Raw genomic sequence first — 15,381 nt, 5'->3', positions numbered from 1 at the left:
TAACGGGCGGCCGGCGACTTCGCCGCTGGCCGCGCGGTTGGAACAGCCGCTCCCGACTTTCGGTCCCGACTCTGCCATCGGCTCCGGGCCGGGTGCTCGGCGTGCACCGGGGCGAGCCGGTGCGCGTCCATGGTCGGCGTACGTTCCATTGTCGGCGTCGTACGTCCCATTGTCGGAGCGGATCGATTCCCCGGCTGCCCGGGGTGGCCGCGGAGCGCCGCTCGGCCGGTGCGGCCCGGCGGGGGCACGGCCCGCCGACAGCACGACGGCCCCGGACGGGGACGAAGTCGTCCGGGGCTGGGAGCACCGCGGTCACCGCGGGCGGGACGAGGACGGCCACGGCCATCACGGCCGGAGCGCGGGCCGGGAGGTGATTGGCGAGGTGTGCCCTTTCGTGGACGGGTCGGGTACGGTCGGCCCCCTCCGGGCACAGCTTTGGTGCCCGCCCCCTTCGGGGGTGGCCACCGAGGCACCCGCCAGGAGAGACCCCACAGGTACGCTGACCGATGGGGTATGCATGGATCAAGCGGTAGCGGGGTGCGGACGTACGCAGGGCGCACACACGCAGCGGCGCAACGGGGGCAGACATGGGCGAACCGGACAGCCGGGCGGCCGAGGCCAGAGCGTTGTCCCCTGCCGCCGTCGAGGTCTATGCCCGGGTCACCCGCCATGAGCACGTCGATCCGGAGCGGGACGCCGCGGCGCTCGCGGAGCTCGCCGAGTGGGGCCTGGTCACCACCGATCCGCATCTGCCGCACCTGCCCATCGCGCTCGACCCCCAGGAGGCCGGCCGCCGCCGGCTGGACGACGAGCTGCGGCGGATGGCCGCCAAGGCCGCGCTCGCGGCCCGCATCCCGCTGGTCACCGACGAGCTGAGCCTGCACTTCGAGCGCGCCAAGTGGCGCTCGGGCCGGGGCTCGGAGTTCCTCGGCGAGCCCGAGCTCGTCAACGCCCGGATCGAGCAGGCCGTCGGCCAGGCCCGCGCCGAGCTGCTCACCGCACAGCCCAGCGGCCCGCGCACCCCCGCCCAGCGGGAGGCCGTCGAGGAGCGGGACCGCGCGGCGCTCGCCCGCGGAGTCCACATCCGCAGCCTCTACCTCGACACCGGCCGCGAGGACGTGGAGACCCGCGCCTATGTGACCGCGATGACGGGCCGGGGAGCCCAGTTCCGTACCCAGGTCACCCAGTTCCAGCGCTGTGTCGTGATCGACCGGCGGCAGGCATTCATCTCGGACCACATCGTCAACTCCGCACCCGGCCACGCCTCCTGGCACGTACGGGACCGGGCCGTGGTGGCGTTCATCGCCGAGGTCTTCGAGGAGTGCTGGCGCCGCGCCGACCCCTGGAACGGCGATCCGCACAGCGGCGCACCCCGCTCGGAAGGCCGGCCGGGGACGCGCACGACGCTGCTCCAGCGCGAGATCCTGCGCGACATGGCGCGCGGCATCGAGCAACGGCTCACCGCCCAGCGCCTCGGCATCGGGCTGCGCAGCCTTTCCAAGGAGGTACACACCTTGCGCCAGTTGTTCGGAGCGTCCACGCTTCAGGAACTCACCTATCAGTGGGCCCTGTCCGACGAGCGCCTCATCGACGACCGCCCGCCCCACCCCGGCCAGGCCACGGCCTGACGCACCGGCAGGGCACCGGCGGCACTCAGCCACCGCGTGCCACAGATATCCCGCCCACCGGGCCGGATCTTTTCCCACCCCGCTTTTCAGCGGATAAATCTTCAGCGGAAAACAACCGCCGCTTCCTGCATGCTGAATGAGGACGATCAATGGCACGCCCCGGGAGGGACGAAGCCGGATCGCCTGACGTCCGCTGTCACGAGGACGTTGTCCGCGTACGCCAGAACCGGCAGTGCAGGGCATGGGCAGACGATGCCCTGCCGGGCGTCCCGCGGACACCGGGCGGCTTCTGCCACTGCCGCCCGGACAAAACCGGACCCCTCCCCGGTACGTCCTCGTGATACGGGCAGTGCCCGGCAGGCCCTCGGCTCGCCGAAGGCACAGCCGCGCGCCCCTTCCGGCGCTTTCCCGGCATGCGGGCCGGGAAGAGGCGGCGGCCGGGGGCTCACGCCCCCGGCCCGGCCGCGCTCCCCCGGGCTCACAGCGGCCCGGAGTCCCACGCACCCGGCGGACCGGTGCCAACTCCCGGTCCCTGAGCAGGGTCAGATCCGCCTCCGCGCAAGCCCGAGCAGCCGGAGCCGAGCACTCACCCCTGGACGCCGGAGCCGGCCGCTCAGCCCTTGACGCACACCACCTGCTTCAGCTTCGCCACGACCTCCACCAGGTCGCGCTGCTGGTCCATCACCTTCTCGATCGGCTTGTAGGCACCCGGGATCTCGTCCACGACACCGGCGTCCTTGCGGCACTCCACGCCCCGCGTCTGCTCGGCCAGGTCCCGCGTCGAGAACGCCCGCTTGGCCGCGCTCCGGCTCATCTTGCGGCCCGCGCCGTGCGAGGCGGAGTTGAAGGACGCCGCGTTGCCGAGCCCCTTCACGATGTAGGAGCCCGTGCCCATCGAGCCCGGGATGATCCCGAAGTCGCCGGAGCCCGCCCGGATCGCTCCCTTGCGCGTGACGAGCAGGTCCATGCCCTCGTACCGCTCCTCCGCCACGTAGTTGTGGTGACAGGAGATGACCGGTTCGAAGGTCACCTTGGCCTTCTTGAACTCCTTGCGGACCACGTCCTGGAAGAGCGCCATCATGATCGCGCGGTTGTACTTCGCGTACTCCTGCGCCCAGAACAGGTCGTTGCGGTACGCCGCCATCTGCGGGGTGTCCGCGACGAAGACGGCGAGGTCGCGGTCCACCAGGCCCTGGTTGTGCGGCAGCTTCTGGGCCTCGCCGATGTGGAAGTCGGCGAGCTCCTTGCCGATGTTCCGGGACCCGGAGTGCAGCATCAGCCAGACCGAACCCGTCTCGTCGAGACAGAACTCGATGAAGTGGTTGCCTGATCCGAGCGTTCCCATCTGCTTCGCGGCCCGTTCCTCGCGGAACCTGACCGACTCCGCGATGCCGCCGAACCGCTCCCAGAACCCGTCCCACCCCGAGGTCGGGAAGCCGTGCAGCCGGCCCGGGTCCACCGGGTCGCCGTGCATCCCGCGGCCCACCGGAATGGCCTGCTCGATCTTCGAGCGGAGCCGGGAGAGGTCGCCCGGGAGGTCGTTGGCGGTCAGGGAGGTCTTCACCGCGGACATGCCGCAGCCGATGTCGACACCCACCGCGGCCGGGCACACCGCGCCCGCCATCGCGATGACCGAGCCGACCGTGGCGCCCTTGCCGTAATGGACGTCCGGCATCACGGCGAGGCCCTTGATCCACGGCAGGGTGGCCACGTTGCGCAGCTGCTGGAGCGCGCCCGCGTCGATGGACGCCGGATCGGTCCACATCCTGATGGGCACCCGTGCGCCCGGCATCTCCGTGTACGACATAATTCCTTGATCCCCCGAGGGCAGAAAACGGCAAACAACGCCCAGAACCGCACGAATGGCAAAAACTGGTGCCAAGACCCACAACCAGGAAAGTGGACCGGCGTTCACAGGTGCGCGTGCGATACACATTGTGTCCGGCCACCGCCCACGGGCGGCAACTGCTTTTCCCTTCGTCGTCCCGCTGAAAGGAGCCTGGAAACCGTGCAGCGAAAGGCGTACGTGCCTGGTCTCGCACTCCTGGTGGCGCTCGCCTCCGGGTGCTCTTCGGGCTCCGGCGGCGACGGCTCCACCGCCGACTCCAAGGCGGGCGTGCCCAAGTCGGCGGTCGCGCAGCCCGGCAAGTACCGCACCCTCCCCGAGCCCTGCCGGGCCGTGAACAAGGGCGCGCTCAAGGACATGCTGCCCGGCGCGGCCGCCCTCGCGGAGGCCGACGCCACCAAGGAGTACGCGGGCACCGCCGACCTCACCTACGACACCGACCGCCGGGTCGGCTGCCGCTGGAAGGACGAGACGCCCGAGGGTGTGCGCAGGCTCACGGTCGACTTCGAGCGGGTCGTCTCGTACGACCCGACCGTGAGCGACGACGACCAGACCAAGCAGCTGTACGGGAAGAAGGAGACGGCGGCGAACCTGCCCGCCCCCAAGAGCTCCGCCCCCGCGCCGTCCGTCTCCGCGACCGCGGGTTCCTCGGTCTCGCCCGCCGCCGGCGCCCCCTCCGTCCCGGTCGGCTCGCCCACCGGCGCCCCGGCCTCGCCCAGCCCCTCCGGCAGCGGCGGCGCGGACGGCGTCCAGCCCCGCCGGCTCAGCGGGCTCGGCGACGCCGCGTTCCTCAACGACGTATCGTCCCCGTCCGGCACCGACGGCGGATCGGCGACCGGACAACGTACCGTCACTGTGGTCTTCCGTACGTCCAATGTGATCGTGACCATCGAGTACACCGCCCAGGCCGTGGCATCCGCCGCGGTCCCCGACAGCAAGGAGCTGCAGGAGCAGGCCCAGGCCCTGGCCGGCAAGCTCGTCGAGCAGTTCAGCGAATAGCGCGCCAGCGCGAAGAACGAAGAGCGAAGGAATCATGCACCGATCAGCCCCGGCCACCCCCGAAAAGGCCCACGCCCCGGCCCCGCGCATCCGGCTCGCCCGTGTCCTCGCCTGTGCCGCGGTCCCTGTAATGCTCGTCGCAGTGGGCTGCTCCTCCGACTCGGGCGGCGACAAGAAGAAGGACACGGCGAGCGCGACGGCGTCCGGCAGCTCGCAGGCCTCCGCGTCGCCCTCCCTCGCCCCGGCGAAGTTCAAGAAGCTGCCCGAGGCGTGCCAGTCGATCACCCCGGCGTCGATCGACAAGTACGTCCCCAAGGCGAAGACGAAGGCGGGCGAGGTCGGCAAGACCTCCGACCCGCAGTCCCAGGCGAGCTGCACCTGGAACGGCCTCGACGACAAGGGCGTGCAGGGCTCGCTCTACCGCTGGCTCGACGTCGACTTCAAGCGCTACGACTCCGCGCAGGGCCTCGGCACCGGCGACGCGCTGGCCCAGAAGCAGTACGACCGGGCGGTCTCGGCGGCCAAGGCGACCGCCGACGCGAAGAACGTGAAGGCCACGCCGCTCTCCGGGGTCGGCGACCAGGCGACCGCGATCACGTTCGACCTGAAGAAGACCGACGCGGACTTCAAGTACGGCGTCGTGGTGGTGCGCACCGCCAACGCCGTGGTGACCGTCGACTACAACGGCACCGGCTACCAGGGCGCCGACGCCCCGCAGACCAACGAGGTCCAGGACGGCGCCACCGTCACCGCCAAGGAGGCGGTCGCGGCGGTGGCCACCGCGAACAACAAGTAGCGCTCACGCCACCGTACGGAGTCCGGCCCTCCCCTGTGGGCCGGACTCCGTACGCATGTGCCAGGCTGTGCCCGCCAGTTGCTTGACAAGGGGAGGGGACGCGGGTGGCCGCGACTCAGCTGACTCGGACCCACCGCATCCTGATCGGGGTGGTGGTCGCGGGCGCCGTGGTGATCGCCGGGATCGGTTTCGCGGGTTCGTACGCCGCGGTCCGCGAGCTCGCGCTGCACAAGGGGTTCGGGAACTTCTCCTACGTCTTCCCGATCGGCGTGGACGCGGGCATCTGTGTGCTGCTCGCCCTCGACCTGTTGCTGACCTGGATGCGCATCCCGTTCCCGCTGCTGCGCCAGACCGCCTGGCTGCTCACGGCCGCCACGATCGCCTTCAACGGCGCCGCCGCCTGGCCGGACCCGCTGGGCGTGGGCATGCACGCGGTGATCCCGGTCCTGTTCGTCGTCGCCGTCGAGGCGGCCCGGCACGCCGTGGGCCGCATCGCCGACATCACCGCAGACAAGCACATGGAAGGCGTCCGCCTCACCCGCTGGCTGCTCTCCCCCGTCCCCACCTTCCGCCTCTGGCGCCGCATGAAGCTGTGGGAACTGCGCTCCTACGAGCAGGTCATCAAGCTCGAACAGGACCGCCTCGTCTACCGCGCCCGCCTCCAGGCCGTCTACGGCCGCGCCTGGCGCCGCAAGGCACCCGTCGAATCCCTGATGCCGCTGCGCCTGGCCAAGTTCGGCGTGCCGCTCGCCGAGACCGCCCCCGCCGGCCTCGCCGCCGCCGGCATGGACCCGGTGCTCCTGCCGCCCCCGCCTGCGGCCGCCCGCGTCGAGCCGCAGCCGGAACTGCCCCCGGCCCACGCGCACTCCGCCCCCGAGGAGCCCCCGCTCCAGGCCCCGCCCCCCGCCGCCCCGCAGGAGCAGGCCCACGCCGGGCCGGAGCAGCCCACCACGCACGAGAGCCCCTGGTTCGCCGCCCAGCACGTCTCGCCCGAGGTCTACGAGGGCACCTACGACCCGGCGTTCACGCCGGAGCAGCCCCAGCCCGAGCAGGGCCCGGACCAGGAGCCCGTGATGGTCCCGGCGGGTCCCGGCCGCGAACGCCGGCTCGGCGTCCCCGGCCCGCGCGCGGCCGGGCCGCAGCCCGCGCAGGAGCAGGAGGCGTACGCGGAACCCGTACCGACGGACGCCGAGTTCGCCGAGTTCGCGGGCGTCGCCTACGACGCCTTCCGCCGCTATGTGAACCAGCACAGCGACTACCCGACCGTCGAGGCGCTCGACATAAACCTCACGGACGTCCACGGCGTGAGCTACCCCGGCAGCTCGGCCGTGCTGCGCAAGCTGTACCCGGAGTTCAAGCAGCGCTTCGAGGCCGAACTCACCGAGGACCACATCGCCTGACAGTGCGTCAGGATCAGGCCTGCCGGTCCTTCTTGGCGCCCTCGCCCCAGACGGCCGGGAGGGCACCGACGACCGTCAGGGCCACGACACGGCGAAGGGCCGCCACCCGGAATCGGTGGCGGCCCTTCGACCCGCGGCAGGTCAGACGGCGAGCAGCTTGCGCACCCGGTCGGCGCCCACGGCGAGCAGCAGCGTGGGCAGTCGCGGCCCCGTCTCACGGCTCACCAGGAGCTTGTAGAGCAGCGCGAAGAAGGACCGCTGGGCGACCTTCAGCTCGGGCGTCGGCTTGGCGTCCGGCTCCAGGCCCGCCATCACCTTCGGCACGCCGTAGACGAGCGTGGTGAGCCCGTCGAGCGACCAGTGCGAGTCGAGGCCCTCGACCAGCAGGCGCAGCGACTCGCGGGCCTCGTCGTCGAGCGAGCCGAGCAGCTCGGCGTCCGGCTCCTCGCGGACCAGGGTGCGCTGGTCGGCCGGGACCTGGGTGGAGATCCAGTTCTCGGCGCGGTCCAGGCGCGGGCGCACCTCGTCGAGCGAGGACACCGGGTTGTCCGGGTCCAGCTCGCTGAGGATGCGCAGGGTCTGGTCCTCGTGGCCCGCGGTGATGTCCACGACCGAGGCCAGGGTGCGGTAGGGCAGCGGGCGCGCGGTGCGCGGCAGCTCACCGGCGGCGGTGCGGGCGGCCCGGGCGTGGGCGGCCGCGTCGGCGGGCAGCACCGAGCCGTCGGCGACCTTCGCCTCCAGCTTGTCCCACTCGTCGTACAGCCGCTGGATCTCCTGGTCGAAGGCGATCTTGAACGACTGGTTGGGGCGGCGGCGCGCGTACAGCCAGCGGAGCAGCTGCGGCTCCATGATCTCCAGCGCGTCGGCCGGGGTCGGGACCCCGCCCTTCGAGGAGGACATCTTGGCCATGCCGCTGATGCCGACGAAGGCGTACATCGGGCCGATCGGCTGGACGCCGTCGAAGATCGACACGATCTGGCCGCCGACCTGGAACGAGGAGCCCGGCGAGGAGTGGTCGACGCCGGACGGCTCGAAGATCACGCCCTCGTACGCCCAGCGCATCGGCCAGTCGACCTTCCAGACCAGCTTGCCGCGGTTGAACTCGCTGAGCCGCACGGTCTCCGAGAAGGCGCACGCGGAGCAGGTGTAGCTCAGCTCCGTGGTGTCGTCGTCGTAGGCCGTCACGACCGTGAGGTCCTTGCCGCAGCCGCCGCAGTACGGCTTGTACGGGAAGTAGCCCGTCGAGCCGGTGCCGTCGTCCTCGGCCGCCGCGCCCGAGCCCTCGGCGGCCTCCAGCTCGGCCTCGTCGACCGGCTTCTGCGACTTCTTGCCCGGCGCCTTCTTGGTCCGGTACTGCTCCAGGATCGCGTCGATGTCGCCGCGGTGCTTCATCGCGTGCAGCACCTGGTCGCGGTAGACGCCGCTGGTGTACTGCTCGGTCTGGCTGATGCCGTCGTACTCGACGCCCAGCTCCGCGAGGGCCGCGGTCATGGCGGCCTTGAAGTGCTCGGCCCAGTTCGGGTACGCCGAACCGACCGGCGCCGGGACCGAGGTCAGCGGGCGGCCGATGTGCTCGTTCCACGACTCGTCCACCCCGGGGATGCCCAGCGGCACCTTGCGGTAGCGGTCGTAGTCGTCCCAGGAGATGAGGTGGCGGACCTCGTACCCGCGGCGGCGGATCTCGTCCGCGACCAGGTGCGGGGTCATGACCTCGCGCAGGTTGCCCAGGTGGATGGGGCCGGAGGGCGAAAGGCCGGACGCGACGACGACCGGTTTGCCAGGCGCACGTCGCTCCGACTCGGCGATGACATCGTCCGCGAAACGGGAGACCCAGTCGGTCTCGGTGCTGCTCTGAGCCACGGTCGGCACGTCCTTCTTTCTCGTATGCCTGGGAGAGGCTGGCATGCCCATTCTCCCAGACGGAACGAGCTCCTCGGGGGTTGCCCGTATCTCGGGAGAAAGGGGAGGAGGCCGCGTGGGAGAATCGGGGGGCAAACGTCCTCACTCCCGACAGGAACGGCACCTCATGGCCTCGGTCCATTCCCTCGCTTCCACTGTCCAGCAGCGCCTGGCGGACGCCCTCTCGGCTGCCCTGCCGGAGGCCGGCTCCACCGACCCGCTGCTGCGACGAAGCGACCGGGCCGACTTCCAGGCCAACGGCATCCTGGCGCTCGCGAAGAAGCTCAAGGGCAACCCGCGCGAGCTCGCCACGAAGGTCGTGGACGAGGTCAAGGGCGACGCGATCAAGGAGATCGAGGTCTCCGGACCCGGCTTCCTGAACATCACGCTCGCCGACCGCGCGATCATCGAGACGCTCGCGGCCCGCGCCGCCGACGACCGGCTCGGCGTGCCGCTGAAGGAGAACCCGGGCGTCACGGTCATCGACTACGCCCAGCCCAACGTGGCCAAGGAGATGCACGTCGGCCACCTGCGGTCGGCCGTCATCGGCGACGCGCTGCGCGGCATGCTCGACTTCACCGGCGAGCAGACGATCGGCCGTCACCACATCGGCGACTGGGGCACCCAGTTCGGCATGCTCATCCAGTACCTGATCGAGAACCCCGGCGAGCTGGCCCCGGCCGACGCCGTGGACGGCGAGCAGGCCATGAGCAACCTGAACCGGGTCTACAAGGCCTCCCGCGCGGTCTTCGACGCCGACGAGGAGTTCAAGGAGCGCGCCCGCAGGCGGGTCGTCGCCCTCCAGTCCGGCGACAAGGAGACCCTGGAGCTGTGGCAGCAGTTCGTGGACGAGTCGAAGGTCTACTTCTACTCGGTCTTCGAGAAGCTGGACATGGAGGTCCGGGACGACGAGATCGTCGGCGAGTCGGCGTACAACGACCTGATGCCGGAGACGGCGCGGCTCCTTGAGGAGTCCGGCGTCGCCGTGCGCTCCGAGGGCGCGCTCGTGGTCTTCTTCGACGAGATCCGGGGCAAGGACGACCAGCCCGTCCCGCTCATCGTGCAGAAGGCCGACGGCGGTTTCGGGTACGCGGCCTCCGACCTCTCGGCGATCCGCAACCGGGTCACCGACCTGAACGCGACCTCGCTGATCTACGTCGTGGACGTCCGCCAGTCGCTGCACTTCAAGATGGTCTTCGAGACGGCCCGCCGGGCGGGCTGGCTCGGCGACGACGTCACCGCGCACAACATGGGCTACGGCACGGTGCTCGGCGCGGACGGCAAGCCGTTCAAGACCCGTGAGGGCGAGACGGTCAAGCTGGAGGACCTCCTCGACGAGGCCGCCGAGCGGGCCACCGCGGTCGTGCGCGAGAAGGCCGAGAAGGTGGGCCTGAGCGAGGCGGAGATCGTCGAGAACGGCCGGTACGTCGGCATCGGCGCGGTCAAGTACGCGGACCTGTCGACGTCGGCGAACCGGGACTACAAGTTCGACCTGGACCAGATGGTGTCGCTGAACGGCGACACGTCGGTGTACATCCAGTACGCCTACGCCCGCATCAAGTCGATTCTCCGCAAGGCCGAGCACATCTCGCCCGCCGCCCACCCGGAGCTCGAACTCGCCCCTGCGGAGCGGGCGTTGGGTCTGCACCTGGACGCGTTCGGCGACCTCGTCTACGAAGCCTCGGCCGAGTACGCCCCGCACAAGCTGGCCGCGTACCTGTACCAGCTGGCGTCGCTGTACACGACGTTCTACGACCAGTGCCCGGTGCTCAAGGCCGACACCGAGGCCCAGGTCGAGAACCGCCTGTTCCTCTGCGACCTGACCGCCCGGACGCTCACCCAGGGGATGACCCTGCTCGGCATCCGGACGCCCGAGCGCCTCTAGTATCGCCAACTCCCGTGCGGGGCCGCCTGGTTCACCCGGTTTCCAGGTGGTCCCACACGTTGGTGTCCGGGCGGTACTCGTACGCCGGGCGGCCCTTGACCGCGCTGGTGCGGAACGGCTTGCCGTTGTCGTCCACCCGGACCTTGCCCGAGCGGTCGCCGCTGGTCCAGGAGACCTCCAGGTACCAGGTGACGTCGTTCGCCTGGGTGTACACGTTCAGGTCGAAGACCTCGGGGTCGGACGTGGACACCTTGAAGGGGAAGTCGCGGGCCGGGATCTTCGTGTCGGCCTGCTGCCCGGCGACCGGCTTGCTGACCGGCTGGGCCGCGTCCAGGTTGATGTCGAAGCTGTACGGGACGATTCCGCTGCCGCAGCCCGTACCCATCGAGTACGCCGTCCAGTTCAGGGGCGCCTGGCGTCCCACGACCCGTACGTTGATTCCGGTGATCACCACCGGTTCCGCGCTCTTGCCGGTCACGGTCAGCTCGAGTTTCAGCGCCTCGCCGTCGACCCCGTTGAGCGCCCGCGCCCAGGAGCGCCGGTCCTGGAGGTTCGTCGGGGGCGGCGGCACCGCGCCGGGTTTCTGGTCGAGCAGATAGAACTTGCCGCACGGTGTTTCCCAGTCGTACGAGCTGATGCCCACGCTCACGGGGGCGCCGCCGGCGGATCCCGGCTTCGGCGAGGGCTTCGGGCGGCCGGAGGACACCGAGGCGCTCGGCGACGCAGCCGACGGGCTCGGGGCGGCGCTGGGCGAGCCGCTCGGCGCGTGCCCGGAGGGGGTCCTCGGCGCGGGGGTGCTCTCCTTGGCGTCCGCGACCGTGGAGCTCTTGTCGTCGTCGCCGGACAGGCTCGCGACGGCGACAGCGGGAACGGCGAGCGCGACGACGGCGGCCCCGATCAGCGCGAGCCGCACCTTGCGGCTGCTCAGCCTGCCCCTACGTGTCGGGGCGTGCGAGGCGGTGGGCACGACGTCGGGCAGTTCGACGGCCGCCTCCCTTTTCACGGGCTCGGCCGTGGTCCCTGCGACCGGCTCGGACGCGGGCTCCGCGGCCATCTGCTCGGAGGCAGCGGCCGGTTCGCCCCGATCGGCCGGGGCTGCCGGAGAAGCAGCGGCGGGCGCCGGTTCCGGCTCGCGCGCGGAAGGCGTCTCGGCGGCCGTCGGCGCCGGGTTCGTACCCCGCGCGCGCCGCCGCGCCTCGTCCGCCAGGATCCAGCGCCGGTGCAGCTCGACGGACTCCTCGGGGGTCGCCCCGCACAGCCGGGCGAGCCGCTCGACGGGCGCGTACTCGTTCGGGACCGCGTCTCCGTTGCAGTACCGGTGCAGCGTGGAGGTGCTCATGTGGAGTCGGCCCGCGAGCACTCCGTAACTGCGTCCCGAGCGGTCCTTCAACTCCCGTAGCAGCGCCGCGAGCTGCTCGGACTCGGTTGTCGCCATGCCCCGGTTCCCTCCCCAGCCATCCCAGGAACGCATTCCAGGGACAGGTCATTTCCCCAGGTCAAAGGGTGTTTCAGCGTTCCAGCTTCCCCCATTGTCCCTTGCTCGTTGCGGGGCCGTCGGACCGGCCCGCAAGGTAGCTGTAGCAAGCAACCGAACAGCTCGTTCCGGGAGCAGCCCATGCGATTCCGCGTCCGGTTCAATCTCGCGGACTCGATGGCCGTCGTCGTTCTGGCCGCGTCCATCGCCACCCTCATCACGCTGATCCACCACTACCGCGCCTGACGCCATCACGGCGTCCGGAACACCGACTTACCGACACACGGGGAGCACCACCATCATGCGTACCTCCTTCCGCATCGCCGCCGCCGCGACCACCACGCTCATCGCCGCCCTCGCCCTGACCGCCTGCGGCAGCGACAGCGGTTCCGACGCGGCACTGTCCAGCGACCAGCCCTCGGCCTCCGCCCCGGCGACCGCCGCCCCCGCTCCGACGGCGGGTGACGCGGCGGGCAGCAAGGGTTCGGACTCGGGCAAGGGAGTGGGTACGGGCTCGGGCAAGCACACCGGCGCCCCGGCCAAGTCGACCGGCAAATCCACGAAGAAGCCCTCCGGGGGCGGCGGTGACGCCGACGCGCCCTGCACCGGCGCCGACGTGAAGCTGACGGCGACCCCGGTGAAGCGCCCGGTCAACCACATCCTGCTGACCGTCACCAACACCAGCAGGACGATGTGCAGCGCCTACAACGCCCCCGCCGTCTCCTTCTCCAGCTCCCAGCAGGCGCCGATCCCGGTGGACAAGGAGACCATCCCGCAGGCGGTGGTCTCGCTGGCCCCGGGCGCCTCGGCGTACGCGATGGTCCGCACGCTGGGCGAGGACGACGGCAGCGCGTCGTACAGGACGAGCAAGGTCACCGTGTACTTCCAGGGCAAGGTCGGCATGGAGTCGACGGGCCCCGCTGCACACGCCTCGCTCCCCCAGAGCGTGGCCGTCGTGGACAGCCAGGCCATGGCCACGTACTGGCAGTCCGACCTGTCGGCGATCGACTCCTGGTAGATCCCCGCGTCCCGCACGGCGACCACGGTTGCCCCCGCCGGGGCGGCGGGGTGGAATGCCCCCATGGACAGTCCACCTCCCGCCGGACCACCGCCCCACCAGGCGGTACTGGACGAAGTCGGCCCGCGGCTCAAACGGTTGCGCGCCCGGCGCGGCCTCACCCTGGCCGCGCTCGCCGAGACGACGGGTATCTCGAAGAGCACCCTGTCCCGCCTCGAATCGGGACAGCGCCGCCCGAGCCTGGAGCTCCTGCTCCCGCTCGCGAGCGCGTACGGCGTGCCCCTGGACGATCTGGTCGGGGCGCCCGAAGTGGGTGACCCCCGCGTCCGGTTGAGCCCCCGCCCGTCTCCGAACGGCGGCACCTTCATCCCGCTGACCCGTGCACCGGGCCCCCTCCAGGCGTACAAACTCCTCATCCCCGACCGGGGCACCGAACCGGACCTCCGCTCGCACGAGGGCTACGAGTGGCTGTACGTCCTGGACGGCCTGCTGCGGCTGGTCCTCGCGGAGCACGACCTGGTGCTCGGCCCCGGCGAGGTCGCCGAGTGGGACACGAAGGTGCCCCACTGGTTCAGCAGCGCGGACGGCCGCCCCGTGGAGGTGCTCAGCCTCTTCGGCCGCCAGGGCGAGCGCATGCACGTCCGCGCGAAACCGAAGAGCTGACACCAACTGGGCCTGCCGGTCGCGCGGTTCAGCCTCTGAGCGCACGACCGAGGCGCGTCAGCCCCTCCCTGATCTCGTCCGGAGCCGAGGTCACGAAGCAGAGCCGCAGCGCGGCCGGGTCGGGCGCACCGGCGAAGAAGGGCGCGCCGGGAACGTAGGCGACGTCGTGCTCGATCACCATGGACAGCAGGGCCGTCGCGTCGCTGCCCTCGGGCAGCCGGGCCCACAGGAACATGCCGCCCTCGGGCCGGTTCCAGGTGGAGCCGTCGGGCAGCGCCTCGGGGAGCGCCGCGAGCATGGCGTCCCGGCGCTCGCCGTAGGCCGTCCGGACCTTGGCGACGTGCGCGTCCAGGTCGCGGTCGGCCAGATAGCGGGCGGCGGCGAGCTGGTTGACGGTCGCGGTGTGCAGGTCGGAGGCCTGCTTGGCGATCACGCAGGCCCGCAGCAGCGCCCGCGGCGCCCGCAGCCAGCCGATGCGCAGACCGGGCGCCATGATCTTCGAGTAGCTGCCGAGCAGCACGGTGCGGTCGGCGGCGTCCTCGAACGAGGAGATCCAGGGTACGTGGGCGCCCTCATAGCGCAGCTCGCCGTACGGGTCGTCCTCCACGAGCCACAGCCCGCGCCGCACCGCCACGTCGGCGATCGCGCGGCGCCGCTCGGCGCTCATGGTGCGGCCGGTGGGGTTCTGGAAGGTGGGCACGCAGTAGAAGAGCTTGGGCCGCTCGCGAGCCACGAGTTCGTCGAAGGCGACCGGGTCGGGCCCGTCCTCGTCGCACGGCACCGCCACGATCCGGGCACCCGCGAAGCCGAAGACCTGCAACGCGGCCAGGTAGCAGGGGTCTTCGACGAGGACCACGTCGCCGGGTTCGAGCAGCGCGGCGGCCAGCAGGGTGAGTCCCTGCTGGGAACCGGTGGTGATGAGGAGGTCGTCGGTCCCCGTGGTGAGCCCCCGCTGGGCGAGCCGCGCGGCGGTGGCTGCCCGCAGCGCCGGGCTGCCCTCGGTCGTGGAGTACTGAAGAGCCGTCCGCGCCTGCTCCTCCATCACCGCCCGGAACGCGGCGGCCATGCCCTCGCCGTCGAACAGCTCGGGCGCGGGAAGACCGCCCGCGAACGAGATCACCTCGGGCCGCGCGGTCAGCGCCAGGATCTCCCGTACGGGGGAGGCCCCGACGGACGCGGCCCGCGCGGCGAGCGCGGGCACGGCTGCGGCGGCCGGCGAAGGGGCGGTCATGGTGCGGCTCCTGTCAGTTGCTCGGATGTTCGACCACCCGGCACCCTATGCAGCGCCCAGCCACCATGATCAGGCCATTCCACGATCCGGTCCCGCGTGCGGGCGGGGGCCCCAGCGATCCGGGCCGGGGTACGAGCCGCCGTCCGGGCAGACGAACTCGCACCAGACCACCTTCCCGGGGTCGCGTTCCCCCACCCCCCACCGGTCGGCCGTCGCACCCACGAGGAGCAGCCCGCGCCCACCGTCGTCCGCCAGGTCCGCGACCCGGGGCACCCCGCCCCCGCTGTCCTGCACCTCGACCCGCAACACGGCCCCCTCGCGCAACTCCGCCCGCAACAGAAATCCCCGCCCCGGTGGCACCCCGTGCACCAACGCGTTGGTGGCGAGCTCGCTGACACAGAGCAGAACGTCGTCACGCCGGTGCGCGAACCCCCAGTCGGAGAGGGCCACTTCAGCGAACTCCCTCGCCTCGGGCACGGATTGGCGCCGCCGGGGGTAGAAGCGCTCGCGGAATTCGTTCTGGGTGAGGGCCGTCGTCATGG

General features: G+C 71.4%; 12 protein-coding genes. 7 read left to right on the top strand and 5 right to left on the bottom strand.

Annotated features, from left to right (window positions below; all coding sequences use genetic code 11):
* The first annotated feature begins 587 nt into the window (after positions 1-587).
* Complete coding sequence (locus DT019_RS30995) at positions 588-1,628, top strand: hypothetical protein (protein ID WP_114040291.1); 1,041 nt, start codon at positions 588-590, stop codon at positions 1,626-1,628.
* A 613-nt stretch (positions 1,629-2,241) separates the two neighbouring features.
* Here DT019_RS30995 and DT019_RS30990 read toward each other — a convergent pair.
* Positions 2,242-3,435 (bottom strand): RtcB family protein, encoded by a 1,194-nt coding sequence (locus tag DT019_RS30990; RefSeq protein ID WP_114040290.1) that lies wholly within the window; start codon positions 3,433-3,435, stop codon positions 2,242-2,244.
* 201 nt (positions 3,436-3,636) lie between these two features.
* Here DT019_RS30990 and DT019_RS30985 point away from each other — a divergent pair, with 201 nt between their 5' ends.
* The 3 genes from DT019_RS30985 to DT019_RS30975 all read left to right on the top strand — a co-directional run bounded on the left by DT019_RS30985 (position 3,637) and on the right by DT019_RS30975 (position 6,669).
* Complete coding sequence (locus DT019_RS30985; RefSeq protein ID WP_114040289.1) at positions 3,637-4,473, top strand: DUF3558 domain-containing protein; 837 nt, start codon at positions 3,637-3,639, stop codon at positions 4,471-4,473.
* Between the two features lie 130 nt (positions 4,474-4,603).
* On the top strand, positions 4,604-5,269 hold the full coding sequence (locus DT019_RS30980; protein ID WP_223279852.1) for a DUF3558 domain-containing protein: 666 nt from the start codon (positions 4,604-4,606) through the stop codon (positions 5,267-5,269).
* Positions 5,270-5,373: 104 nt separating this feature from the next.
* Positions 5,374-6,669: a DUF2637 domain-containing protein gene (locus DT019_RS30975; RefSeq protein WP_114040287.1), complete on the top strand. Its 1,296-nt coding sequence runs from the start codon at positions 5,374-5,376 to the stop codon at positions 6,667-6,669.
* Between the two features lie 141 nt (positions 6,670-6,810).
* Here DT019_RS30975 and lysS read toward each other — a convergent pair whose 3' ends face one another.
* Positions 6,811-8,538, bottom strand: a complete 1,728-nt coding sequence (gene lysS / locus DT019_RS30970) for a lysine--tRNA ligase (RefSeq protein ID WP_114040286.1) — start codon at positions 8,536-8,538, stop codon at positions 6,811-6,813.
* Positions 8,539-8,695: 157 nt separating this feature from the next.
* On the opposite strand from lysS, the gene argS reads away from it, so the two are divergent.
* Entirely contained in the window at positions 8,696-10,453 is a 1,758-nt protein-coding gene (gene argS, locus DT019_RS30965) for an arginine--tRNA ligase (protein ID WP_114040285.1), read from the top strand.
* A gap of 31 nt (positions 10,454-10,484) precedes the next feature.
* Here the strand turns inward: argS and DT019_RS30960 are convergent, their stop codons facing one another.
* Positions 10,485-11,888, bottom strand: a complete 1,404-nt coding sequence (locus tag DT019_RS30960; protein ID WP_114040284.1) for a helix-turn-helix domain-containing protein — start codon at positions 11,886-11,888, stop codon at positions 10,485-10,487.
* A 340-nt stretch (positions 11,889-12,228) separates the two neighbouring features.
* On the opposite strand from DT019_RS30960, the gene DT019_RS30955 reads away from it, so the two are divergent.
* Together DT019_RS30955 and DT019_RS30950 are read left to right on the top strand one after the other, a co-directional pair.
* Positions 12,229-12,945: a DUF4232 domain-containing protein gene (locus DT019_RS30955; protein ID WP_114040283.1), complete on the top strand. Its 717-nt coding sequence runs from the start codon at positions 12,229-12,231 to the stop codon at positions 12,943-12,945.
* Positions 12,946-13,008: 63 nt separating this feature from the next.
* Entirely contained in the window at positions 13,009-13,608 is a 600-nt protein-coding gene (locus tag DT019_RS30950) for a helix-turn-helix domain-containing protein (protein WP_114040282.1), read from the top strand.
* Between the two features lie 28 nt (positions 13,609-13,636).
* On the opposite strand, the gene DT019_RS30945 is transcribed toward DT019_RS30950, so the two are convergent.
* Positions 13,637-14,839 carry a PLP-dependent aminotransferase family protein gene (locus DT019_RS30945; RefSeq protein WP_114040281.1) on the bottom strand — a complete coding sequence of 401 codons (1,203 nt, stop codon included), beginning with the start codon at positions 14,837-14,839 and terminating at the stop codon, positions 13,637-13,639.
* A gap of 69 nt (positions 14,840-14,908) precedes the next feature.
* Positions 14,909-15,379: an ATP-binding protein gene (locus DT019_RS30940; protein ID WP_114040280.1), complete on the bottom strand. Its 471-nt coding sequence runs from the start codon at positions 15,377-15,379 to the stop codon at positions 14,909-14,911.
* Positions 15,380-15,381: the final 2 nt, after the last annotated feature.

The organism is Streptomyces sp. SDr-06, assembly GCF_003324565.1.
Lineage (GTDB): Bacteria > Actinomycetota > Actinomycetes > Streptomycetales > Streptomycetaceae > Streptomyces.
Note: the sequence above shows the minus strand (reverse complement) of the source record. Positions and strands in the feature narration are given on the sequence as shown.

Excerpts from the sequence above, each read along its gene's own strand:
- DT019_RS30955 (WP_114040283.1), top strand. The coding sequence starts at position 12,229 with ATGCGTACCTCCTTCCGCATCGCCGCCGCCGCGACCACCACGCTCATC.
- DT019_RS30995 (WP_114040291.1), top strand. The coding sequence starts at position 588 with ATGGGCGAACCGGACAGCCGGGCGGCCGAGGCCAGAGCGTTGTCCCCT.
- DT019_RS30940 (WP_114040280.1), bottom strand. The coding sequence starts at position 15,379 with ATGACGACGGCCCTCACCCAGAACGAATTCCGCGAGCGCTTCTACCCC.
- DT019_RS30945 (WP_114040281.1), bottom strand. The coding sequence starts at position 14,839 with ATGACCGCCCCTTCGCCGGCCGCCGCAGCCGTGCCCGCGCTCGCCGCG.
- DT019_RS30960 (WP_114040284.1), bottom strand. The coding sequence starts at position 11,888 with ATGGCGACAACCGAGTCCGAGCAGCTCGCGGCGCTGCTACGGGAGTTG.
- DT019_RS30950 (WP_114040282.1), top strand. The coding sequence starts at position 13,009 with ATGGACAGTCCACCTCCCGCCGGACCACCGCCCCACCAGGCGGTACTG.
- DT019_RS30980 (WP_223279852.1), top strand. The coding sequence starts at position 4,604 with ATGCTCGTCGCAGTGGGCTGCTCCTCCGACTCGGGCGGCGACAAGAAG.
- argS (WP_114040285.1), top strand. The coding sequence starts at position 8,696 with ATGGCCTCGGTCCATTCCCTCGCTTCCACTGTCCAGCAGCGCCTGGCG.
- DT019_RS30990 (WP_114040290.1), bottom strand. The coding sequence starts at position 3,435 with ATGTCGTACACGGAGATGCCGGGCGCACGGGTGCCCATCAGGATGTGG.